This is a genomic window from Bradyrhizobium sp. UFLA01-814, from assembly GCF_046718885.1.
Lineage (GTDB): Bacteria > Pseudomonadota > Alphaproteobacteria > Rhizobiales > Xanthobacteraceae > Bradyrhizobium > Bradyrhizobium elkanii.
The window spans coordinates 1-23,122 of record NZ_JAQOSR010000007.1; the positions used below are offsets into that span (position 1 = coordinate 1).

General features: G+C 59.1%; 23 protein-coding genes and 1 pseudogene. 10 read left to right on the forward strand and 14 right to left on the reverse strand.

The window, feature by feature from the left end:
* Window positions 1–54 precede the first annotated feature (54 nt).
* From PMN64_RS03520 to PMN64_RS03540, 5 genes are all read left to right on the forward strand, one after another.
* Entirely contained in the window at window positions 55–960 is a 906-nt protein-coding gene (locus tag PMN64_RS03520; RefSeq protein WP_411779721.1) for a polysaccharide deacetylase family protein, read from the forward strand.
* Window positions 944–1,879 carry a polysaccharide deacetylase family protein gene (locus tag PMN64_RS03525; protein ID WP_411779722.1) on the forward strand — a complete coding sequence of 312 codons (936 nt, stop codon included), beginning with the start codon at window positions 944–946 and terminating at the stop codon, window positions 1,877–1,879. The genes PMN64_RS03520 and PMN64_RS03525 overlap by 17 nt, the downstream gene beginning before the upstream one ends.
* A complete protein-coding gene (locus PMN64_RS03530; RefSeq protein WP_411779723.1) occupies window positions 1,879–2,763 on the forward strand; it encodes an alpha/beta hydrolase in 885 nt (294 codons plus the stop codon). Before PMN64_RS03525 ends, PMN64_RS03530 begins: the two co-directional genes overlap by 1 nt.
* A gap of 203 nt (window positions 2,764–2,966) precedes the next feature.
* Window positions 2,967–3,677, forward strand: a complete 711-nt coding sequence (locus PMN64_RS03535; protein ID WP_411779724.1) for a class I SAM-dependent methyltransferase — start codon at window positions 2,967–2,969, stop codon at window positions 3,675–3,677.
* Window positions 3,678–3,697: 20 nt separating this feature from the next.
* Complete coding sequence (locus PMN64_RS03540) at window positions 3,698–4,552, forward strand: MurR/RpiR family transcriptional regulator (protein WP_411779725.1); 855 nt, start codon at window positions 3,698–3,700, stop codon at window positions 4,550–4,552.
* A gap of 474 nt (window positions 4,553–5,026) precedes the next feature.
* Here the strand turns inward: PMN64_RS03540 and PMN64_RS03545 are convergent, their stop codons facing one another.
* The 8 genes from PMN64_RS03545 to PMN64_RS03580 form a co-directional block, all read right to left on the reverse strand.
* The gene (locus PMN64_RS03545) at window positions 5,027–6,556 is read right to left on the reverse strand and encodes a porin (RefSeq protein ID WP_411779726.1); all 1,530 of its coding nucleotides are present in this window, start codon (window positions 6,554–6,556) and stop codon (window positions 5,027–5,029) included.
* Between the two features lie 763 nt (window positions 6,557–7,319).
* Window positions 7,320–8,147, reverse strand: coding sequence for a Crp/Fnr family transcriptional regulator (locus PMN64_RS03550; protein WP_411779727.1), 828 nt, complete (start codon window positions 8,145–8,147; stop codon window positions 7,320–7,322).
* Between the two features lie 139 nt (window positions 8,148–8,286).
* The gene (locus PMN64_RS03555) at window positions 8,287–9,123 is read right to left on the reverse strand and encodes a carbohydrate ABC transporter permease (RefSeq protein ID WP_411779728.1); all 837 of its coding nucleotides are present in this window, start codon (window positions 9,121–9,123) and stop codon (window positions 8,287–8,289) included.
* On the reverse strand, window positions 9,120–10,136 hold the full coding sequence (locus PMN64_RS03560) for a carbohydrate ABC transporter permease (RefSeq protein WP_411779729.1): 1,017 nt from the start codon (window positions 10,134–10,136) through the stop codon (window positions 9,120–9,122). Before PMN64_RS03560 ends, PMN64_RS03555 begins: the two co-directional genes overlap by 4 nt.
* Window positions 10,133–11,332 carry an ABC transporter ATP-binding protein gene (locus PMN64_RS03565; protein WP_411779730.1) on the reverse strand — a complete coding sequence of 400 codons (1,200 nt, stop codon included), beginning with the start codon at window positions 11,330–11,332 and terminating at the stop codon, window positions 10,133–10,135. The genes PMN64_RS03560 and PMN64_RS03565 overlap by 4 nt, the downstream gene beginning before the upstream one ends.
* Window positions 11,332–12,216 (reverse strand): MurR/RpiR family transcriptional regulator, encoded by an 885-nt coding sequence (locus PMN64_RS03570; RefSeq protein WP_411779731.1) that lies wholly within the window; start codon window positions 12,214–12,216, stop codon window positions 11,332–11,334. The genes PMN64_RS03565 and PMN64_RS03570 overlap by 1 nt, the downstream gene beginning before the upstream one ends.
* Window positions 12,213–12,881 carry a class I SAM-dependent methyltransferase gene (locus PMN64_RS03575; protein WP_411779732.1) on the reverse strand — a complete coding sequence of 223 codons (669 nt, stop codon included), beginning with the start codon at window positions 12,879–12,881 and terminating at the stop codon, window positions 12,213–12,215. The genes PMN64_RS03570 and PMN64_RS03575 overlap by 4 nt, the downstream gene beginning before the upstream one ends.
* A gap of 29 nt (window positions 12,882–12,910) precedes the next feature.
* Window positions 12,911–14,167 (reverse strand): ABC transporter substrate-binding protein, encoded by a 1,257-nt coding sequence (locus tag PMN64_RS03580; protein ID WP_411779733.1) that lies wholly within the window; start codon window positions 14,165–14,167, stop codon window positions 12,911–12,913.
* 189 nt (window positions 14,168–14,356) lie between these two features.
* Between PMN64_RS03580 and PMN64_RS03585 the strand changes: the two genes are divergently transcribed.
* The 5 genes and pseudogenes from PMN64_RS03585 (at window position 14,357) to PMN64_RS03605 (ending at window position 18,239) form a co-directional block, all read left to right on the forward strand.
* Window positions 14,357–15,208, forward strand: coding sequence for a phosphodiesterase (locus PMN64_RS03585; protein WP_411779734.1), 852 nt, complete (start codon window positions 14,357–14,359; stop codon window positions 15,206–15,208).
* Window positions 15,205–15,915: an HAD family hydrolase gene (locus tag PMN64_RS03590; protein ID WP_411779735.1), complete on the forward strand. Its 711-nt coding sequence runs from the start codon at window positions 15,205–15,207 to the stop codon at window positions 15,913–15,915. Before PMN64_RS03585 ends, PMN64_RS03590 begins: the two co-directional genes overlap by 4 nt.
* A 252-nt stretch (window positions 15,916–16,167) precedes the next feature.
* Window positions 16,168–16,308 carry a LysR family transcriptional regulator gene (locus PMN64_RS03595; protein ID WP_411779801.1) on the forward strand — a complete coding sequence of 47 codons (141 nt, stop codon included), beginning with the start codon at window positions 16,168–16,170 and terminating at the stop codon, window positions 16,306–16,308.
* 581 nt (window positions 16,309–16,889) lie between these two features.
* A pseudogene (locus tag PMN64_RS03600) lies at window positions 16,890–17,062 on the forward strand (4-hydroxybenzoate octaprenyltransferase); the annotation flags it as partial.
* 259 nt (window positions 17,063–17,321) lie between these two features.
* Entirely contained in the window at window positions 17,322–18,239 is a 918-nt protein-coding gene (locus PMN64_RS03605; protein ID WP_411779736.1) for a LysR substrate-binding domain-containing protein, read from the forward strand.
* Here the strand turns inward: PMN64_RS03605 and PMN64_RS03610 are convergent.
* Genes PMN64_RS03610 through trbK-alt form a run of 6 tightly spaced genes read right to left on the reverse strand, consistent with a single transcriptional unit; the run spans window position 18,203 to window position 23,113 of the window.
* Entirely contained in the window at window positions 18,203–18,460 is a 258-nt protein-coding gene (locus PMN64_RS03610) for a DUF2274 domain-containing protein (protein WP_411779737.1), read from the reverse strand. The genes PMN64_RS03605 and PMN64_RS03610 overlap by 37 nt on opposite strands.
* The gene (locus PMN64_RS03615; protein ID WP_411779738.1) at window positions 18,457–19,665 is read right to left on the reverse strand and encodes a TrbI/VirB10 family protein; all 1,209 of its coding nucleotides are present in this window, start codon (window positions 19,663–19,665) and stop codon (window positions 18,457–18,459) included. Before PMN64_RS03615 ends, PMN64_RS03610 begins: the two co-directional genes overlap by 4 nt.
* The gene (trbG, locus tag PMN64_RS03620; RefSeq protein ID WP_411779739.1) at window positions 19,656–20,735 is read right to left on the reverse strand and encodes a P-type conjugative transfer protein TrbG; all 1,080 of its coding nucleotides are present in this window, start codon (window positions 20,733–20,735) and stop codon (window positions 19,656–19,658) included. The genes PMN64_RS03615 and trbG overlap by 10 nt, the downstream gene beginning before the upstream one ends.
* On the reverse strand, window positions 20,732–21,421 hold the full coding sequence (gene trbF / locus PMN64_RS03625) for a conjugal transfer protein TrbF (RefSeq protein ID WP_411779740.1): 690 nt from the start codon (window positions 21,419–21,421) through the stop codon (window positions 20,732–20,734). Before trbF ends, trbG begins: the two co-directional genes overlap by 4 nt.
* Before the next feature lie 3 nt (window positions 21,422–21,424).
* Window positions 21,425–22,786 carry a P-type conjugative transfer protein TrbL gene (trbL, locus tag PMN64_RS03630; RefSeq protein WP_411779741.1) on the reverse strand — a complete coding sequence of 454 codons (1,362 nt, stop codon included), beginning with the start codon at window positions 22,784–22,786 and terminating at the stop codon, window positions 21,425–21,427.
* A 3-nt stretch (window positions 22,787–22,789) separates the two neighbouring features.
* A complete protein-coding gene (gene trbK-alt, locus PMN64_RS03635) occupies window positions 22,790–23,113 on the reverse strand; it encodes a putative entry exclusion protein TrbK-alt (protein WP_411779742.1) in 324 nt (107 codons plus the stop codon).
* Window positions 23,114–23,122 lie beyond the last annotated feature (9 nt).

The following is a 23,122-nucleotide window of genomic DNA, read 5'->3' on the forward strand; positions in this document are numbered from 1 at the left end:
GGCCGGCAGCGAACTTGTCGCCGCCGGGATCTGCAAATGACGGCCTGACTGGCGATGAACGTCGATCGACTTGGGCCTGTCCGTCAACGCGAAGCGAAGCACCTTCGCCTCCCCAACGGCGCGCGGCTGGCGCTTTGGGTTTGCCCGAATATTGAACACTACGAGTTTCTACCTGACCCCGTGGGAGCACGAGATCCGTGGCCGCGAACACCCCACCCCGACATCCTTGGCTACAGTCTTCGCGACTATGGAAATCGTGTCGGTCTTTGGCGAATGCTCGAAGTGCTAGACGAGCATCACGTGCCATGTACGGCATCGCTGAACGCGGCTGTCTTTGCACATTATCCAGAGATTCTCGATGCGTGTGAAAGACGACACTGGGATTACATGCTTCACGGTGTATACAACACTCAATACCTGTGGAATCTGAGTGAGCAAGAGGAGCAGAACGCAATTTATCAATCGTTGCGCCTCTTTGAGAACTACACCGGACGGCGGCCAGCTGGCTGGTTTTCTCCATCCGTCTCACACACTTTAAGAACGCCTGATCTGGTAGCGGAGGCCGGCTTTCAGTACTACTGCGACTTCTACCATGATGACCAACCGACGCCGATAACGGTGCGCAATGGCACTCTGGTGTCATTGCCGTATCAGATGGATTTGAATGACGCGGTTTTGTTCGTTCGTTCTTGCGAGGGAGAGGATTTCCTTCGCGTAGCCCGGGACATGTTCGATACCCTCTATGAAGAAGGTGCTGAGACCTGCCGAGTCATGAACATGGCCATTCACCCGTATATTAGCGGTCGGCCTCAGCGAATACGATTCCTCGATAAGGCACTCGACTACATTCTGTCGCACTCGGGCGTGTGGCTTGCTACCGGCGCCGAGCTAGCCGGCTGGTATCGCGACAGCTTGCTGCATCATGGCGATTCAGGAGAACGAAATGCCGACCAGACCTGAACGAGGAATGGATCACGACCTATATAGCTTCACTCCAATAAGTACTCGAGGGCATATTCAGGCGCAGGGCGCCCGTAAGGTATATTTCTATATTCTCCTTTACCTGGAATACTGGGCCATTGAACGTGCTCCTGACGTTTATTCCGATCCTCGTTTTGCAACTGAGTATGGATCTTATTTTCCAGAATTCAGAACTTGGTCCTACCGAGAATACGGCAATCGCGTCGGGATCTATCGCATCCTCAAGCTTTTCGATCAGGCCGACATAAAGCCGGCGGTTCCGATCAACGCACTTATTCCACGGGTTCATCCGGAGCTCATTGACCAGATCAAAAAGCGTGGTTGGGAAATCATCGCCCATGGACTGAGTGCGAACAGAATGATCACGAGCCAAATGGAAACTGAGGAAGAGCGGAGTGAGATTTTCACATCCAGAGACCTGCTAACGGCGGCGTTTGGGTATCGGCCTCGGGGATGGCTTGGACAAGACTTCGGGGGAACGAATAAAACAAGCGCGATCCTGGCCGAGGCAGGATTCACCTATACGCTGGATTGGGCCAACGATGAATTGCCATACCGACAATCCGGCAGCAACGGCTTGTATGCCGTTCCCGCATTTCCGGATTTTGATGATGTCGAGGCGCTCTGGCTGAGGCGGGTACCCTTGGCGCGGTTCACGAGTCTCATCTCCGAAGCCGTGAATAGGCTTGAGCATGAACAGGCTTGGGGTAGGGTTCTTGGCCTTGGTGTTCATCCCTGGGTGTTCGGGGCGTCTCACCGGATCAAGTATTTGAGTGCCATCCTGGACTCTCTCAAAGCAAACCCGAAGGTCGAGATCGTTACGCCGGGCAACGTAGTCGATCACCTTGACGAACGGACGATTAACTCAGGATGCTTCAAGACAGTTGCGGACTTCTAATGCAGAGGGACATCAGCTTCAAAACGCGAGATCGTGTAGAGCTCCGAGGTTGGCTCTTTACTCCGGATCCGAGCGCACCCCGGCTTCCGACCATCGTTATGACGCACGGATTGACGGTCCAGATCGAGCATGGACTGTCGCAATTCGCCGAGTATTTGGCCGAGAGAGGGTTCGCCGTTCTGGTGTACGATCATCGCGGTTGGGGGCGAAGTGATGGCGAGCCGCGCCGTGAGGCTGATCCGTTTCGTCAGATGCATGACACTCGAGACGCCATCACGTTCGCGACAATGCTGTCGGAGATCGATCCCGAGCGCATTGGCTTGTGGGGAACAAGTTACTCTGGCGGAACAGCACTGATGGTGGCAGCGGTCGATCGCAGGGTGCGATGCGTCGTAGCAGTCGGACCGCTGATCAGCGGATCTGCCATGGCGAAACATCATGTCGCATCCGCCGATTGGAATCGGTATCGAACGGAATTTGAAGACGCCCGCCGTCGAGAACTGTCCGGGGGGGACATACAATATCGAGTTCATACAACCGTGCAGGAGACGATCGACTGGTATAAGGACGTCGATTTGGATGGCACCTGGAAGAATGAGATCTCCGTCATCTCTCACGACATGATGATGGAGTTCGAACCCGGCGACTACGTTTCTCGCATATCGCCGACCCCACTATTGATGATCGTTGCAGATGAAGACACCCGTTGCCTGACCGATCTCCAGCTCGACGCCTACAACCGAGCCCGCGAACCAAAACACCTCGTGCTCATTCACGGAGGGCACTATGAAGCCTATGTGCGTCAACTCCCAACTGTCAGCAAGGCGACCTACGACTGGTTCAGCAAACATCTAACAAAGCAACCTGATCCTGCCGTCCTATGACCCTGTCGATTGGCATTCGACAGACTGCTCCGCAGTGAGCGACAGCATGTGCTTTTCGGCAAACGTCGGCCCAAGAGGCCGCTGTAGGAGCCACTGCCCATGATCGTCATGGATTAGTGAGAAAGCGTTCTGACCGGAAACACTATGCCGGAGCCCGAGGATGTGGATTCGTCGCCTTCGCACTCTGCTTCGTCGGGGACGCGATGGCGGGACTGGACAAATTCTGGCTTGAAAAACGGAAACGTTCCGTGTCGGTAATCAGGACTATGGATTCCGTTCAAGAGGCGTCGCAAAAGATCGGAGCATCGAATGAAGGTCGCTTCGGTTGGCTCAGACCCGACGAAGAAGTGGCCGAGCTTGGCAAGCGCTTATTTGCGGCGGGTTCGCGATCAGCCATAGAGATCGGCTGTGGAGCCGGTCGTCACGCGCTCGCATTGGCAGAAATAGGTTTTGCAGTTTCGGCTATAGATCTTTCGGAACTTGCGCTGAACCAGCTAAGAAAAGAGGCTAAGGCAAGAGGGCTCGAAATCGACGTCACCTCGGCGGCCATGACAGCGTTGCCCTACCCAGATGACTGTTTCGACTACACGCTAGCGTACCACGTCTTCTGGCATGGGGACGGTGATATCGTGAGAGCGGCAATAGCGGAAGTCCGCCGGGTCCTGAGAAAAGGTGGCATTCTTCAAGCCATCATGCTGTCCACGCGAAGCACGGCGGTGCAGAACCGTCGCAAGATCGTGCGAAGGACATTTGGCGATCATGGCGATACAGATCACGTCCATCCCGAGTTCTTCTGCGGCACCGAAGCCCTGAAGGAGCTCTTCGCTGGTTTTCACTGGTTCAAGATCGAAGACCGACGCGATGGAATGCTACCTGAGTGCTGGCGTTGGCATGTAGTCTTGGAGTGCGCTTAGTTAGCGATGTTGGATTGTCCTTGGAAAAACGCAATCGTGGCCGTGGCGACGGAAAAGACCAATTGGGGACACGCCACAGAGCGCTTCCGCTCGTCAATGCAAGGCTATCGGCGCTCCCGCGCACGCTGCAGCGGATTGCAGAATATGTTTTGGAGAATCCCGCTCTTGTAGTTCGCCAAACAGCGAACGAGTTGGCAACAGCGACCAACAGCGGCCCGGCAACCGTTGTCAGGTTCTGTAAGGTCGTCGGTTTTGACGGTTTTAAGGAATTCAAGCTGGCATTGGCGGGGGATTTGGCAGCCCGATGCTTAGCCTCAGCCGAGGGAAATGCCGACGCGCGAGCAAACACAGGCCTTACAGGCGAATTGACTGAACGCATTGTCCAAGCAATCCAAGAAACGCAGTTTGTGCTGGATCAAGCGGCGGTCGACCGCCTCGCCAATGCCATGCTGTCAGCTCGAAGGATCGACGTGTATGGCAGCGCCGTTTGCGGGCTCGTTGCTCAACACTTGGCATTTCGCCTGCTCCGGATCGGCATGCCGGCGCACGCAATCGTCGACCCAGTTTACGCAGCATATGTAGCAACCGGCCTCGGTCCGACCTCAGTGGTAATCACGGTATCCGACTCAAGAATGGTTGTCGAAGCACTAAAAGGTGCAAAATCGGCCGGAGCTTTTACCGCGGCAATAACACACCGAAGCGATGGCGCAATCGCGAAATACGCCGATGAGGTGGTCCTTACGGCAGGCGCCGACTATCGCTCAAAGGATGAGAAGCCGATCGTCGTTTTTACCAACCTGATCGCGATCGAAGTTCTGGTTTCGCTGTTGACGGCCAAGCTCGGCAATCCCTCTTCAACGGAGAACCTGACTTGACGGGGTGATATAGGTCTAACCACAATCCATTCGCTCCGTTCCTCGCGCTTCGCGAGATACCGCGTGAGAATTGGGACGGAGAGTTTCTGATGGTCCTTGGTCGGTCCGGCGGGCACGTTTGCATTTTCGCGAACCGTCGCCGGGCCCGAAGTGCCGGTTTAGGACATTTAGCGATCGCATCCGGCGATGGCCCCGTACAGTCGAATTGAGCCGTAGGCCTCCAAGCATCCGGCTGCGGGACCGAGTACGACCAAGCTTCTTAGAGTGGGGCGGCCGCACACTAATTCCCAAAGGCCGGACAATTCAGCTATCGCTCCCAGGATTACGCAAACCGCCCGATGATGCGCGGAAGATTCGGCTGGCCAGACAATACTCCCCCACGGGAATCGGGCCCCTGGCGGGCATGCCAAAGGCCTTCTTGGAGGTCACACGTCGACGGTATAGAACTTCTCTTCTCCTTTCAGCAGAAAAAACTTACCAGTTGCGTTGAGCTCGGAGCATGAGCGTGAGGCTAGTTTGGTCTTTCAGCTCGTACGCAGCACCCGGCTTGGCGACAGTCGCCTGCAGGGGCAGACTCACGGTGCTTCCGCTCGCATAATTCTCGTTCAGCATAGTGTAAGTGAAGTCGGCCGAGAAGGTCAGGTTTTTCACGGGAGTCCAGCGCGTGATCACACCGACTGCCGAATAATCGAAATCGGGATTACAACCAGCACTACCACTTGACAGTGCCAGGCCTGGGACGAAAGCGCCGCAGATATAGCCCTTGGCTTTGCTGTTATAGTGCACTGCAGCCCACGCACCGTAGACGCCAGTGCTCCAGTACGGATCCCAATTGTGGTTGTACCCGGCGCGGAACCCATACGTTGTAGTCAACTCTTGGCCAGCGCCTGCGACGAATACGCTATCAGAGACACCACCGATACCGAGGCTCTGGTAAGCACCCGGGAGCCCGGTGCCACCATACATCGCGTACGTGGCGGCCATCAGGTCCTGGAAATTGTAGCGGCTCGCACCATTCGTATACACACCCGACAAGTTGATTGAGTCGCCCGCACCCGTGGGAACGTTCTTGATCGACAACGTCAACTGTGTGGCCCAGCCCCACTTGTCGGCGGGATAACCGCTCGTCTCGGCCGCGCCATAGTAGGCAGCGTGGTTGTCGTGCGCAGCGAAGGAGGCTTGGAAGAGGCCCCAGGCCTGATCAATGCGAACCATAGCGATCAAGTCCGGAGCGCGCGAACCACCGATGTCGTTTGCGCCGTAGGCGCCGGTCGCAAGACCGGTGGCCGTCGCGCCGCTGATGTTCCAGATGTTCGTCGTATTGTAGGCGACCTGATCCTGCGCTGAGAACGAAGCCGTGATGCCGTGGCCGAAGTCAGCAGTGTAGGTGAACTGATTCACGCCAGTGACCGCGCTTCCGCCGCCGGGCAGCCCGTCGAAAAGGTTCGCCGGATAATTCGTCCAAGGTGCGGAGAACTGTGAGACCGCTTTACCCATTGTAAAGCCGCCGAATTGGATGAAGGCATAGTAGACGCCCAGCGAACCACCCGAGATCGCGCCGGAACCGCTGGCGCCAGTATAGCTTGTAGAGCCGTTCACGGCGGTCGTACCGGCGCCGGTATAGCTACCCGCCGTCCAGGTGAACACACCATTGAAAAAGGTGCGGAGCATGCCGTACTCGGTCGCCGTGCGCGTATCGATATCGAGGCTTTCACGAGAGCGCGTGCTGTAATAGTCGCTTAGGCGATTGTGTGCGCCGCCCACACTGCTATTGGCGGCATCATAGTGCGCGCTGCTATTGAGCACTGTCTCAACGCGCAGATACCCTCCCAGTTTAATGCATGTGTCAGTGCCAGGAATATAGTAGAAGCCGGCACCATACGGCGAGCAACTACTGACATACTCAACCGCTTTGGCCTTGACCGGGAGATCTGCAGCTTGCGCTCCGCCCACGGCGATTAGACACGTCGCAGATCCGAGAAAAAGCCTTTTTGCCATCTTCATAAAAAGTTCTCCAAACTGTTGCGCTTCAGACGCGGTCGCTTAGCGCTCGCTCTCGACCTTTACGGCCTTCTCGGGGGCGAACTGATTGAGCGAACCAGTGAACGTTGCAGCGCCGACCATTCCGCTGCTCGCGTGCCTACATGTGTCAGTTTTCTCTCGTAAGTGACGCGCAGACTTTGTACGGAACAAACCAACCTGGTTGACCGCTCGGCAGGAGTGATCCAATTGCGCCACAACGGTACACTCACGTGCACATCGTACGCTGCGGTTGCTATTCGCCGCCCGAAAGAGCCCGCCAACTTCAATTGGTCCGAAACTGCTGGCGAACGACTAAGCATGCACCGCTGCTACATGCCTTCTGCGCCATCCACTTATCCATATATCTGGGAAGTCATTCGCACGGACTGCGAGCGCGGGATATTGTCAGCAATGAGGAACGTCTCGCAGGAGCCTGAAAATATGAGAGCGCCGAAAGCATGATCCGCTAAACAGAGCGTCCAGCGAGCAGCTTTCCACCATACCGTCTAGACACGATGCAAGTTTGGCGTTTGCACTTTACGCGGCAGTCATCACTCGGCAACTCCGGGAAACGGAGCCTCGCTGCCGTGCTTCATGCCGAGAGTGGCATCCATGCGGCAGTGATCACCGGATTACGTTCCGAATGCGGTCATCCACTGTAGATTGGCTCTGAGCATCGCGTCGATCTCAGCCACTTGTTCGTCGCCAAAGCCATTTCGAATCCGATCTCTTCGATCAAATGTCTTCACGAAGTCGCCAACCAACAAGTACGATCACGCTCTCGTTTTCCATACCCCGGACCTTCCGGCGACGCGTACGCGTCTGTGATAGCGCCATAACAACTACATGCCTTCAGGCGCAGTTGCTTGTGGTCGTCGACCTTCAGGACACCTCGACTCTTTCGGATCAAGCCTTGTTCCTCAAACCGGATGAGCGTCTCCGTTATTCCGGCACGCCGTAGCCCTAAGGCGGTGGAAAGGTAGTCGTGGGTAACCGGAAGAACGTGGTAGTCGAGTGCATCGCATGCCAGGCAAAGCCATAACGCCAAGCGCTGCTCGCGGGTGTGCCGAGCGGCACACAATCCAGTTTGCGCGCTGTGCAAGGCGAGCGACTGTACATATGTCGAGATAACGTCTTGAATTTGAGGGCGCTCGTCCATAATACGACGCAAATCGTCGACCTGGATCCTTAACGCAGTTCCTGGAAAGAGAACGGCGGCTTGGTAAGTCGGAAGATGTCCCCCCAGCAAGAACGAAGCCCCGACCGCGCCGCGATGTCCTTGCAGGGCTGTCTCTAGAATGCTCCCTCCCGCAACAATCCTGAGCGAGATGAGGCCGATCTCTACAAAATACACATGCTCGGGTCGTCTCTTTGGCTCGTGCAGGACCGTGCGGGCTCTCAGGACGATCGGCTCAAGACATGAACTGATTGCCGCAAGATCCTGCACGGAAAGACGAGCTAGAATTGTATTTTTCACGCATGACTGCGTCCTGGAAGACGCAACCACCTTGCCTCTCTCGCCATCAAGTCTCAGCATTCGGTTTCGGTGTTTCTCTGCATTCTCGATCAGCATTGCACTCACCATGGAGAAAGCGAGGGAAAATTTTGCGACGCGAGCACGGCCTCGATCACGTTCGCAGCCACTGGAGCCGTCGTATCTCGTCCAGCCGCATTGGATACATGCGAAACAAAGATAAGCGAAAAGCGGTCCTTCACTTGACGGCGCCCTTTGCAAGCCCTTCGACAAACCATCGCTGAGCGGCGAGGAATGCGATGATGAGGGGCAGCACTATGAGCGTGGATGCGGCCATGAGGGGTCCGTAGTCGTTGCCGGCCTCCTGGTTGGCGAAGCTCATGATGCCGAGCGCCGGCGGCATAAGATTTTCGTCGCGCACAGCAATGAGCGGCCAGAACAGGTCGTTCCAGTGGCCAACGACCGAGAAGATCGCAAAGGCGATGATGGCAGGCATGGCCATCGGCACCATGATTCTCCATATGATGGCCAGCTCCGAGAGCCCGTCGAGCCGGGCGGCATGGATGATATCGTCAGGGATCGACCTGAAGAACTGTCGGAACAGGAAAATGCCGAAAGGAGAGACGATGAAGGGGAAGATCAGCGCAGCGTAGGTGTTCAAAATTCCGATGCTGTAACAGAGAATGAACAGCGGCAGCGACAAGACTTGGTGCGGCAGCAGGAGCCCGATCAGAACGAGGGAAAAAAGGGTGTCGCGGCCCCGGAATTCGAGCTTGGCAAGGGCGTAGGCGGAGGAAGCGCAGACCAGGATCTGCAACATCAGGATGGCGGCGCAGACGATGACGCCGTTGAGCATATATTGCTGCAATGGGGCGGCAGTGAGCGCCTTGGTGTAGTTCTCAAGGGCGTACCAGTGCTCGGGCAGGATCGAGAAGGAGCCTCGAAAGATCTCGCCGGGCGGCTTCAGCGATAGCGAGACCATCCATACAAAAGGTGCCATGATCAGCGCTCCTGTGATGAGCAGGATGGCATGGCGGACGATGGCCGCGGGGCGGGACAGACGAACGCCGCTCATTGGTAATGCACCTTCTTATCCATGACGTGCACTTGAACGAGGGTAAGCATCATAACGATCACAAGAAAGACGATGGTGATGCAGGCACCATAGCCGGTTCGAAGATATTGGAAGCTCTCGCGGTAAAGGGTGTAGAGGAGAACCTCGGAGGAATGCCCTGGTCCGCCGCGGGTCAGTATCTGCACGGTGTCGAAGGTCTCGAAGGCTCTTAAGGCGACCACGATGACAACGAACATGGAAACTGGCCCCAGCATAGGTAGCGTCACCGTCAGCAGCCGATCAAGCCATCGGTCGGCGCCATCGACATCGGCAACATCGTAGAGGTCCTGCGGGATCGCCTTCAGTCCAGCCAAGAACAGCACCATGGCGAAGCCGAGGTTCTGCCAGATCCCGATGACGGCCAGAACCGTCAGCACAGTGTCGTCGTCGCGCAGCCAGTTGGCAGTGGGCAGGCCGATCGCGAGAAGCGTCTGGTTGACCAATCCGATGGTGGGGTGCAGCAGCGCCTCCCAGGCGATTGCCATGGCGGCGAGCGTCGCCATGAAGGGCAGAAAGTGAGCGGCGCGGTAGAAGGCGCGGAGGGATTGTCCGCTCTCGATCAGGAGGGCTAGGAAAAGTCCAAGGACGACCGTTCCCGGCACCACGATCAGGACATAGAGAACCGTGTTGAGGAGCGAGGCGCGAAATCCTTCATCGACGAGAACCTCACGAAAATTGGCCAACCCCACGAATTTCAGGCTGAGCGCGCCGAACTGCCAGTCCGTCAGCGCGATAATAAAGATGGCGAGGACCGGGAGAAAGTACAGCACGATGAGCAGCAGCAGCGCTGGAGCGGTGAGCGCCCAGCCAGCCAGCGCCTCGGCGAATTTCTGCGCCCGCGCCGCTTTGTATAGCGAGCGGCTCGCTACACCGGGAGGCTGAGCAGGAGATGATCCCACCGGCTCTACTCCTCGTTTGCCGGAGACGGCGATCGCGCCGTCGCCGGACGACCGTGGCTCGATCATAGCAGTCATCGCACATACTCCCGCATCATCGTCGTGCTCGCCATACCGCGGACTGAAGATGGCGCACACAAGGAAGCTCGCGATCGGATGCGTGAGCCGTCACCGGCAAACAGCAGCACACGATCAGGCCGCACGTTGAGATGAAGCGTATGGCCTGTCGCGATGTCGGTTGCACGTTCGGCGGCCAGCCGCGCGATCACCGGTTCGGTCATGCCCGGCATCTCCAAATGGACATAGAGATCCGCGCCCATGTGCTCGACCAGCCGCACTGAACCTGTCAGCGAGCCAGGCCGGGCAGCCTCGGTCACATGGAAGGCTTCGGGACGGATCCCCAACGTCACGGCCTCTCCTGGCTTGCGATCGACCTCGATGGCAAGCGCGGAGCCCGCTACATCGACTTGCCCGCGCTCGCGCACGATGCCGTCCAGCATGTTGATGTTGGGCGAGCCGATAAATTCCGCCACTCGTCGCTCGGCCGGATCAGCATAGATCTCTTGCGGCGGCGCCACCTGCAGCAACTCACCATCAAGCATCACGGCGACTCGGTCCGACAAAGTCATCGCCTCGGCCTGGTCGTGGGTGACGTAGATGAAAGTCACACCCAATCGCCGGTGCAATTCCTTGATCTCCGCCCGCATCTGAACCCTGAGCTTGGCATCGAGGTTGGACAGTGGCTCGTCCATCAGGAATACCGCCGGCTGACGTACCATCGCTCGGCCGACTGCCACACGCTGGCGCTGGCCGCCCGAGAGCTGCCTGGGCTTCCTCAATAAGAGATGCCCGATGCCCAGCGCATCAGCCGTCTTTGCCACGTCGGCAGCGATCTCAACGCCGGCTCGCCTGGTCCCCGGCACCAGGCTGCGAAACACCGGCAGCCGCTGCCAGGCAGTCAGGCGCCGCATCCTGAGCGGAAGCGCCATGTTGTCGGCGACCGTCATGTGCGGGTAGAGCGCATAGGACTGGAATACCATTGCCACGTCCCGGCGCTTCGGACGCAGTCCGTCCATCAAGAGCCCGCCGATCATTACCGACCCGCCGTCCTGCACTTCCAGACCCGCCAGCACCCTGAGCAGCGTTGACTTCCCGCATCCAGAGGGTCCGAGGAGTGTTAGGAACTCGCCATCGCCAATCTCGAGCGAAACATCTCGCAAGACCCGAACGCAGCCATAGGACTTGGTAATGGATTGAAAAGAACAAGCGGCCATCAGTCTAATTTCTCCGCCGGACGTAGCAGACCGAGCTTGATAGTCAGCATGGAAGCCAGAACCTCGATCGCGATCAGATTAGTGAACGCGATGACAGATTTGGCTTCGGTCAAAGGAGAATTGACGCCCGCGGTAAGTAGTACCTCGTCGGCATATTTGACAATCGGTCCATCATGACGGTGTGTAATCACAGCAGTGAACGCGCCCGCAGCCTTTGCACGACGTAACGCCTCTACCGTTTCCTCGGTCATGCCGGATTCAGAGATTGCGATTGCCACGGACGTTTGACCCAAGCCGCTCGCGACATACGCGGCGTAGGTGGTATCGACGATAGCGTGAGCCGGCAGGCCAACACGCAGCAGCCGAAAAGCCAGATGTTGGCCTACCAGCCCGGAAACTGCAGCGCCGTAGACGTCGATGCGACGAGCTTTGATCATCGCATCGGTCAGACGATCAACGGCATTCTGGTTCAGCAGAGATTGTGTCTCGCGTGTTGCCCGTACAATTCGGTCGGCCAATTCGTCAGTCAGGCCGATATTTGCATTTGCTTCCTGGATTGCATCCCCCGCTTGGAAGCGCTGGGATGCCAGGTCGCCGGCCAAGGCGAGCTTGAATTCCTGCAATCCGCCAAAACCAACGACCTGACAGAGCCGGACGATACTGGCCGGAGCGCTGTTGGTTACGATCGCGAGTTCGCTGGCGGTCTGGCGGATCACCAGATCCGGGTTTTCAAGAACGTATTTTGCAATCCGCTGCAGGGCCTTGGGGAGGTTCGCCATATGGGCACGGACCAGAGGCAGCGCTCCATATCCTTTGGCACGCTGGACCGGCTCCGCACGAGATCCTTCGTGTCCTTCTGAAGCTGTCTCGCTCGCGTCATTCATCCTCTTCGCTCCGCAATCAAGTGCCAGTGCCAATATTCTGGTAGGGCAACATCCTGTCGATCCTCGACACGAAGCCAATCGAAGCCGTCGAAAAGCGCGTTGAGCCGAGCGGTGTCGCAGAAATAGTGCGGATGGTGATGGTCGGCCTCGCCGTCATCCCACACAAATGTGTCCGGCGCGACTTCGCGCCCACGATTCGGCGCCGTGCTGCGGGTGGAAAGCATGGTTGATTGCAGAATACCGCCGTCGCGCAGAACACGTCGTGCTTCAGAAATCGCCGCAGCGACGACAGCCCTGTCACCGTGACAGAATACATTGTAGGAAACAATGTAGTCGAAGAACTGATCATCAAAGGGAAGGCTTGTCATCGACGCGTGGTGCGTTTCAATGATGAGGTTCCGAGCCGACGCGGCTGTACGCAGTTCATTGAGGCCGACTTCGGACATATCCATCGCGCAAACCGAGTATCCGGTCTGCGCGAGTTGGAGCGCATGGCGTCCAATCCCGCATCCTAGATCGAGCGCCCGCCGAAACCCTTTTTTAAAGAGATGCGCCGCCGTGTCGACTACCTCGCTTTCAGGTCGGGTCCAGTCCGAACGGCCTCTTTCGGTTTCCCATTGTTCATCCCATGCGCGATAGGCCGTATCGGTTACAGTCTTTGGCATCGAAAATTCTCTCCGAGTAGATCGAAATGTCAGGCCTTGGGCAGCAATGCGTCGACGTCGGCTCGCATGGCCCTCAGCGCGTCTTCCGGGGTGACTTTGAGCGTAATGATGCTGCGCAGGCGCTCGAACAGCACGTCGCCGATTTTGATCGCATTCGGCCCGGGAAAGGAGTACCAGCTGCTGACGATTGGTAGTTGCTCAAGGCCAGCCCTTGCCTGTGGCGCCTTGGCATAAAAATCGTCCAGATTGGATGCAGCGTTGATGTTACCGGGAATGGCACCTGTCATGCGGACCACGATCTCCTGACCAACCGGGCTCGTTGCGAACTTGAGGAATTCCCAGGCGGCCTTCTGCTTCGCCGGATCGGATGTCGTCACGCTGAGAAAACCGCCGCCGACCGGAACACGCCCGCCTTCCACTTTCGGCAGCGGCGCCGCACCCAATTCGAACCGGCCCTGGATTGCCTTTTGATAGGCGCCAAGGCGCCGGTTCGACGTGAAGATCATTCCGGTCACGCCCGCGGCAAAACTTTGCCCTGCCTGGTCCGCCGTCATGTCCACCTGACCTGCCTCGCCGAATTTTCTCAGGATCTGAAGGGCCCTGAGTCCGATCGCATCATCGAAGACGATCACCCTTTCGTCGTTCGACATCATGCGCCCGCCCAAAGAAAACAGCAGGGCCTGATACATCCAGTTGCCATCGGCGGTGTAGTCGAAGAATGCGCCCATCTTGCCGCCACCGAGCGCCGTGATCTTCTTTGCGGCGTCGGTCACGCTGTCCCAGCCTGCGGCGAAGATTTGCGGATCGACACTCGCTTCCTTTAGAAGATTGGCGTTATAGAAAATGACCGGACTGGAGAGCGCGAGCGGAAGCCCCCATTGTTGGCCTTGAAACTCACCGAGGCTCATCAGGGCCGGAGAGTAGCCCTGCGCCGCCCAGTCCGACTCTTTGGCAATCAGGGGGTCCAGCGGGATCGCGGCCTTGTTCTGGGCAACGATCCGGAGCCGGTTGTAGCCCTGCACCGCGAGTTCCGCGGCGGCCCCGGTCCGCATGTCGAGGATTGTCCGCTGAAGCTGGGCGTCCCAGGTTTGGGCAGGAGTTTGGACGCGGAGTTCAATCTGCGGAGTCTGCTGGTTGAATCTGCGGATCAACGCCTGCATGACCGGCTGGAAAGCCGAGTCAAAAAATGAGACCTGAATCTGAAGATTACTCCGCGCGCGCGCGGAAGGTCCGCCGAAGGCAAGACCGATCGTACCGCCCGCCGCCATAGCAGCGGCCGAAGCCATGAAAGCCCGTCGCTTCATCGTCGTTTACCCCCATTGAAATGCCAAATCCGTCCTTCGTGACAACTTTCGATGGGAGGATATCGGAATAATGTTTCAGATTAACGACAGAAATTCGGAACGTCATTCCGACGTCATCATACGCGTGCTATGGGACAATTAGGAACTTCTGCACCGTCGGGATGAATGCCAATGTTGAAAATCATACAGATAACGGACCTGCATCTGACGCCGCCAGGCATTCAGCACATCGGTTGCGATCCGCGGCAGCGGTTGGAGGCGGCAATTGCGAGCATTAACGCTGAGCATGCGGACGCCGATCTGGTCGTCTTTACCGGCGACCTCGCCGCGCTTGGGCAAGCTGCAGCCTACCGACAACTCGGCGAGTGTCTTGCGAAACTAAAGCTGCCTTTCCAGCTTTGCCTTGGCAACGGCGATCATCGCGCGCGCTTTCGGGCTTGCTTCCCTGACGTGCCGACTGACGAAAATGGCTTTGTTCAATCGGTCACGGAAATCGATGGGCAGCATCTCGTTTTTCTCGACACGCTCGCTGCCGATGGTGACCATTGGGGCGAACTCTGCGATGCCCGTCTGTTATGGCTGAACGATCGTCTCGGCGAGATCGATGGCGCTCCGATCCTACTGTTCCTGCATCATCCGCCATTTCGCGTTGGCATACCTCTTCTGGATTCTCTCGCGCTCAAAAATCCCGAACGACTGGCGTCGGTACTTGCCGGTAGGAACATCCGGCACATGTTCTTTGGCCATCTCCACATGGCGATTGCTGGATCCTGGCAGGGCATCCCCCTTTCGGTGCTGCGAAGCACCGTTTCGCAATTTGCACTTCGATTGGGAGTGGATCCAGCAGCGCGCAGCCTGGAGGCACCGTTCTATGCCATCGCGCTCGTCTCAGCGGACAGCGTCGTGGTTCACTTCCATGACTACACTTATGAAGGGCCTCTTCTCGAATATACCCCAGTTCCTTCAGTGATCGTCGATGACGAAGCGATCGCCTACAGTTTTCAGAAGGCCAGCGCTTCGTGACCGGAAGCTGCGCTCATGCGCCTCAGCTGATCATTTGGGATTGCGATGGGGTGCTGATCGATTCGGAAAACATTGCCGCGTCTGTCCACGCGCGCCTCTTGAACCGGATCGGACTTCGAATAACGGAAGACGTGATCTTGCAGCGATTTGCCGGCGCAACCGACAGCGATCTTTACGCAGCATTCGAACGAGAGCTGGGCGCGCCTCTGCCGATTGACTATCACAGCACCGTCCAAGACAGGATCGCACAGCTTTACCAGTCAGCTCTTCGGGCAACTTCAGGGATCCACGACGTGCTCGGGATGGCTGGAAGCCGCAGCAAGATGTGTGTGGCGTCCAACAGTTCTCCTGAAAAGCTGCGTCTCGGGCTGGCCGTAACCGGACTGGATCGCTGGTTCTTGCCGCACGTATTCAGCGCGGCTCAGGTCACCCGAGGCAAGCCCGCGCCCGACCTATTTGTCTTTGCCGCAGAACGAATGGGTAGCTCATCGTCCGACTGTCTTGTCGTTGAAGACAGCATCAACGGCGTCAAGGCCGCCGTCACGGCTGGGATGACTGTGATCGGCTTTTCTTTTCACTCGTCAAGCCGCGAGGAACATGCTCGTCAGCTTCTCGCAGCAGGCGCGATTGCTGCCGCACATGACTGTACCGAACTGCTGGCCTTGATCGGCGGTATTGGCAAGCGCTCTCTCGGTGAGCACCCATGAGTGGTCCATCGCAAAAGGTCTGCGGATGGCCTGCTGCTCGACCGGAAGCGCCACAACAAGGTCTGCTTCGGCGACTCGGAACACGTAGGCGCTGAAGCAGCACAAGCAAATGGAGTGATCCATTCAAGAAAAAACATGGTCACCGACACCTCCCACAGGACATCGACCGTGCCTGTGGAAATTCGAGAGCTTCGATGAGCAATCACCGCGTCCCAGCACCGAAGCATACACCAGGCGGCAGAGACGCTCAGAATCAAGCAGTCGACGCTTAGTCGCCGCCTGCGAAATCTCGAATATAAATTGGGCGTCACGGTCTTCGAGCGCACCAACGGTGGCACGCGACCGACCATCGAAAGACAGGAATTCCTCGATGCTGACGGACGCATCGTGTAGGATACAGAAGCGCTGACGGTTCGCCTCAAGAACCGCTCGCGTGATGAGAGCGGTCGATTGATCATCGGCGTCCATGCCTCATTTCTCAGGCGGTAATCTCCGGGCCACGTTCCTCGACCACCGGAACCGCTTCCCAGATGTCGATCTACATCTGGTGGACGGATCGAGAGACCATCTCCGACCTCGCCAGTTCCGCGAGGTCGCCCGAAGCCAAAAGGATCCAGGGGCAAACATCAATTAATGTGATGGATCGTTCTAATTTGGCGATGGATAGTCGTAAGACCGAGTCGTCATCCAATCAAATTGGCTCTATTTAGCGAGCACAGCTTCAGGCAAACTGACCAGCCTTCATGCTTACAGCAGCGCCCCGTTCGAACCTGCTCCAATGATTCCATGATGTAGGGACGCTCGCCGAGCACATTGCGCCTATAGCAAGATCGGCGCGCCAATCAGAGACCGAGTAGTGGAATGCGCCCGAGAAGCTCGGCGCGATCACCCGTCAGAGAAGGAAATCCCCTATTCGATTGAAAGAGGTAACGGAAGCAGACAACAAAAAATGTCTACGCAACCTTAAGTATGCGGGAGCGGCGTTCAACTGGTGAATCCTAATGGCATGGGCTGAGATCGCAGGGCGCGTTCCGGCAGGAGCATTTGCCATGTGGTCCGGTGCCTCGCATGGCAGATTGAGCATGATTCGGTCTACGCTTACGTGGATATGAAGGGCATGCGGCTCGATCTGAAGACGATAGCCATTGAAGACGATAGCCATTGAAGACGATAGCCATTGAAGACGATAGCCATTTTGTTTGGTCAGAGAAGAAAAGCCTGCATTGGCTTTTTATATGCCATTGCAGTCTGATCATGGTCGCTAGGACCCGACAGTGCCGTCATCGAGGCATTCAATGGGCCGCTTCAGCGGGCAATTGAAGAGAGTTCTGAAGCTGCACAAGCAAATGGAGTGACCCATTCAAGAAAAGACATGGTCACCAACACCTCGCCACAGGACATCGAACGTGCCTGTGGAATTTCGAGAGCTGCGCTGGGCGATCACCGCCTCCCAGCACCGAAGCTTACGCCAAGCCGCAGAGACGCTCAGAATCAAACAGTCGACGCTTAGTCGCCGCCTGCGCCATCTCGAATACAAGTTGGGCGGCGCTCTCTTCAAACGCACCAACGGCGGCACGCGACCGACCATTGAAGGTCAGGAATTCCTCGATGCCGCCCGACGCATCGTGGATGATACGGAAGCCCTGGCGTCCCGCCTCAAAGCCCACTCGCGCGGCGAGAGTGGTCGATTGACCATTGGCATCCACACCTCCCTCTCAGCCGGCAATCTACGGGCCACCCTCCTCGAGCACCGGCACCGCTTCCCCGATGTCGAAACGCATCTCGTCGACGGATTGAGCGACCATCTGATCTCGGACCTCGCCAGTTCCGCCATTGACGTCGCCTTCGTGGCCGAACCCAATCCAAGGTGGAGCGACAGGTCATTATTGCTCTGGAGTGAACGTGTCGTCGCTGCTCTCCCCGCGAACCATCCGCTGACAGGCCGTGACGTGGTTCACTGGGGCGAACTGAAGCGCGAACCGCTTTTGATGTCACAGCGCGGCCCGGGACCGGAATTCCACAAGCTACTCATCAGCAAAATGGGTGGGTCCGATCCGTGCCCGCCGCTTCGCCATGATGTGGTGCTCGACCGGCTTCTGAGCCTGGTCGGCGTGAGCTGGGGTATCTTGCTGGCATTGGAAAGTGCGACGGGCGCTGCCTATCCGGGGGTCACCTTCCGCGAAGTGCATGATGCCGAGGGGCCGACGCGGCTGAGCTTCCGCGCCTATTGGCGGGAGGACAACTGCAATCCATCGTTGCGTCCGTTGCTCGACCTGCTTCGCGAGCGCTATCCGGATCTCTCGGCCGCCCCGGGGACGGACTGAGCAGCACTTCGCCGGGCCTTCGCAAAGGCTCGGTCGGTCGCCATGAAGCGCTCGATCATCGGCGCGATCAATTTGGCGGGCTCGATCGGCACCGTCGCGTCTCCGTTACGTGTTAGAATCTCCGCGTAGCTTTTGAGATCCCTGAAGATTGCCGCCGGCAGCTCAATGGTGAGCTTTACCGGCTTGTCGTCTTCGAGCGGGCCAAGCTTGAGTTTGGTCACGGTGTTCCTCCCTTGCGGTAGGGCGCCAGCACCAGGTCGCGCGTGACGATCACGCGGACCGGGAAACCTGGCCTGATGGTTAGCGTCGGCTGGATGTTGAGCTGGCGCTGCACGATCTGCTGGCCGGTCTGACTGATGCTGTTGGACGCGCCGCTGCGGATCGCTTGAACAAGATTGTTCTCGTTCTGGCTCGTGCCTGCTTCGGCTCCGACGCTGAGCATGGTCGAGAGGACGGCGGCCTTGAACAGCATGCCCCAATGATTGTCGACCTCATCCTCGAGCCCGGCATAACCACCGGTGTCGGCGCCGGGCTGACGCTCCAGCACGATCGAATTGCCGTCCGGCATGATGATGCGGGTCCAGACCAGGAGGATTCGGCTTTGGCCGAACGTGACGGAACTATCGTACTGGCCGATCAGCTTGGCGCCCTGGGGCACCAAAAGATATTTGCCGGACGGGCTATCATAGACAGCCTCGGTCACTTGGGCGGTGACTTGGCCGGGCAGATCGGAGCGAATGCCGGTGATGAGCGCAGCCGGGATCACGGTACCCGCCTGTACAACAAAAGGCGAGACCTTAGCCTCAAGCCGGTCTGGACTGACCTTGCGTTTGTCGGTCGAAGCGTTGAGGAAGGCAGCCTTGCGGTCCTGCATGTTCTGGGCGGAACCGGCATCGACGGGCGGTGTCGCGGCCGGGGTCGTCGCGGTCGCAGTTGAGCTATTCGGGGGGATTTGGCCGACGCTCTGCGGTTGCTGAACAGTCTGGGCGAAGAGGCGGCTGACCCGCGCCGCCTCGATCTCTTGGGCTCTGTGCTGTCCTTCCGGATCAGGAGTCACTCCGGGGACCACGGTGTTCGGTGCAGCCCCGGCGTTGAGGATCGGCTTGCCGAGATCGCCGGGCAGCGGCGGCCCGAGCGGCGGCGCCTGACGCGGCAGGCCGGTATAATCCTTCGGCAAGGCGGCAAGGCCCTCGGCCGAAGGGCTATTCTGTGTGCTGAGCAACTCCTGGCCAGTCTGCGCCTCGTTGCGGGTCTGTAGCGCATAGCCGAGCGCACCCGCGACTGCGAGGGCAGACACCGCGCCAAGGCCGACAAGGATCTTGCGCGAGAGGCGCGTGACAGGTGGCCGCTCGCCTCGGAGCCGAAGATCCGGCGGCGCGACGGGTGGGATGTCGCTTTGGCGTTCACCTTCGCTGCCTATCGCCATGAGCGCGGCCTTCCGTCGGCGCGGACAATGCGTACGCGCCGCTCGCTATCCTTGTCGCCAAGACGCAATTCGGCGGCGGCGAACAGGCGATCGACGATGTAGTAGTTGCGGTTCGCCCGGTAATTTACGAGCTCGGAGCCGCCGGCCGGACCGATGACGAACAGCGGCGGCATTTCGCCCTGGACGATCCCGCTTGGGAATTCGATGTAGACCTTGTTCCCGTCATCGAAGGCGCGAAGCGGACGCCAGGCCGGATCATCGCCCTCGATCGCGTAGCGGAAGTTGATCGAGGCGAGATCGACGCCGGCCGCAATTGGTGCTGCGGCCTCTGCCGTCGCGTTCTGCTGCCGCAGCGCGATGAGCTGGTCTTCGGGGTATTGCCAGGAGACCGAGGCCATATAGGTCTTCTCCGTCGAGCGCAGTTCGAGGAGATAGGTCCGCCGGTCGGTGTTGATCACGAGATTGGTGATCAACTCCGGCCTCGTCGGCTTGACCAGGATATGGATCTTCTTGGTCGGACCCGCCCCGCTCTCGGTATCGCCGATGATCCAGCGCACGGTGTCGCCGGCAGCGACCGGACCAGAGCCTGTGAGCTGTTCGCCTTCCTGGAGGGCGACGTCGGTGATCTGGCCGGGCGCCGTATAGACCTGGTAGAGAGCTCCGCCTGAGAACGGATAGACCTGGACCGCGTTGATGAAGCCGTTACGGACCGGCTGGACCCGTGCCGCAGCGTTGGCCTGCTTGACGCGAACCTTCGGATCAGCGGCTTCCGGGACGCGTTTGCCGGCGGCAAGCGGTTTCAACTGCCCGGGCAGCGGCAGCGGCTTGGGCAGTTCCACAATCTTGACGGGCGGCGGCGGATCAGAGGTGAGCGTTGCCGGCTCCGCGGTATCGTAGTTGATGTCGGGCGGGATGAAATTGTGCGCGCAGCCGCCAAGGGCCGTGACGGATATCAGTAAAGCCGTCAGTGCGGGTTTACGGATGCACGTATCGCCGTGCTTCCGGCTTCGATGAATGACGGACAGACGCGAAGCCGGACCGCCGGCAGTTGAGGAAATCGGCGGGGTCATTGTCCCAGCTCCTTCGACCAGTTGATGGCGTTGACGTAGATGCCGAGCGGATTCTTGCGCAGCCGGTCGGCATCGGTTGGCGGCTGAATCGCGATGGTGAGAATTGCGGTCCAGCGTGTGGTCCCGGCGAGCGCGCCGTCCTGATAGCGGTGTTCGACCCAGGCGACGCGAAAACTGTCGGGCGAGGCGCGGATGACGCTGGAGACGTCGATCGCGACCTGCTGCTTGCCGAGGCTGGCGAAGGGGTCGTTGGCGCGAGCGTAATCGTTCAGCGCCATCGCGCCTGCAGTGGTCGTGAAATCGTACGCTTTCAGCCAGTTCTCCCGCACGATGATCGGATCGGCCGGAAGCGAGCGCACCATCGCGATGAAGTGGGCAAGATACCAGGCAATCTGCGGGTCGCCCGGCCGGTAGTCGGCCACAGCGGGTGCCACTGCCTGCGCCTCGCCGAGCTTGTCGACCTGCACCACCCAGGGAACGACGGTGCCGTGCGTGGATTGCCAGACGAGCCCGCCGGCGAGGCCGCAGCTAAGGATCAGCGAACCGAAGGCCATCAGCCGCCAATTCTTGGCCTGCACACGCGCCGAACCGATGCGTTCGTCCCACACCTGTGCTGCGCGCTGATAGGGAGTTTCGGGTTCGGGCGTGCGGCCGTAGCGGACCGACGATCGCCGAAAGACTGACATTGATTATTCTCCTCCCGAGAGGTCGACGGAATGGCCGCCGCCATGGCTGTCACCGGATTTGAGTGCTTGCGCAGCCGTCTGCGCGCCGTGAACAACCGCCTGATTGCGCTTGACGCGCTGGGCCCACGCGGGCGGACCTTTCTCGCCCGCCGCTTGAGACGCGGCGCCATCGTTTGCGGCCTCGCCACTCTCAATGGTCCCCATGGTCGAGGAGCCACCGGTGTTTGCGAAACTGGCCCGGGCGCCAGCGGTGAAGTTGTCAGTCATTGTCCCGACTGCTTGCGCAGTGGCGCGTCTCGCGGGAGCTGCCGCCGCGCTGGCAGCCGCGCGGCCCGCGCCGCCGAGACCAGAGGCGACGCCGCCAGCGCCGGATCGGCCGGCTGAAGCGAGGCTGTAGGCGGAGGACATGCCGCCCGCCATCGCCGCACCACCACGTGCGGCCGCCGCGGCGCCGGAGCTCGCTGCCATCGCTCCCCTTCCGGCCAGCCCAAGCGCCGCGCTCCCGGCCATCGCCGTGCCGGCGACGGCAAGGCCAGTGCCGACGGCAGCGCCCGCCCCAAGTTGCGGCGCCCCGGAAACAAGACCGGTTGCGATGCCGGGACCGAAGATGCCGAGGCCGAGCATGGCGAGCGCCGCGAGCACGACGGAGAGCGCCTGCTCGATGGTCGGCTGGCCACTGCCATAGGCGGTAGTGAACTGGGAGAACAGCCCCGTGCCGATGCCGACGATGACGGCGAGCACCATCACCTTGACGCCGGAGGCGACGACGTTGCCCAGCACCTTCTCCGCAAGAAAAGCCGTCTTGTTGAAGAGAGCGAAGGGAATCAGGATGAAGCCGGCGAGCGTCGTCAGCTTGAACTCAAGCAGCGTGACGAACAGCTGCACCGCCAGGATGAAGAAGGCGATCAGCACCAGGAGCCAGGACACCATCAGCACGGCGATCTGCACGAAATTGGCGAAGAAGCTGGTGAAGCCCATCATCTGGCTCGCCGCGTCGAGCAGCGGTTGCCCGGCATCGAGGCCGACCTGGGCGAGCCGGCCGGGCCGCAGGAAGTCCGCCGCCGAGATCGACGAGCCGCCGGCCTTCAGGCCGAGGCCGGCGAAGCTGTTGAAGATGACGCCTGAGAGGCTCTTGAAGTTGATGATGATGAAGGCGAAGAAACCGATGTAGAGCGTCTTCTTCACCAGCCGCTGGAGGATGTCTTCGTCGGCGCCCCACGCCCAGAATGCGCCGGCCAAGGTGATGTCGATGACGATCAGCGTCGAGGCGAGATATGTGACCTCGCCTTTGACCAGGCCGAAGCCTGAATCGATATAGGTAGTAAACGTATTGAGAAAGGTATCGATGACGCCGACATTGTTCATGGCCTACCTCCCTCCTTCCGTGGCGCCTGTGGTCGACGACGTGGCCGGCGCGGCCTGCGGCAGAAGTGGCCGCGCCGGCCTGCCGAAGAAGCGCGCGCGGTTCTCCTCCCAGACCGCTCTGCAGTGCGGATCTTCGGCATCTTGGGGGCCAAGCGCACGGCAGCGGCGCAGCTCGGCCGAGAGATCGTCGGGTGCGGAGATGGCCGGAGCGTCCGATAGCTCCCGCGGCGGCGGCGTGGGACGCCGATGGATGTAGGACAGCGTCGCCATGAAGACGGCCAGCAGAATAACCATCGCCACTGCGCGCCAAAAATCCGAGCGATCCATCTTCCGCGC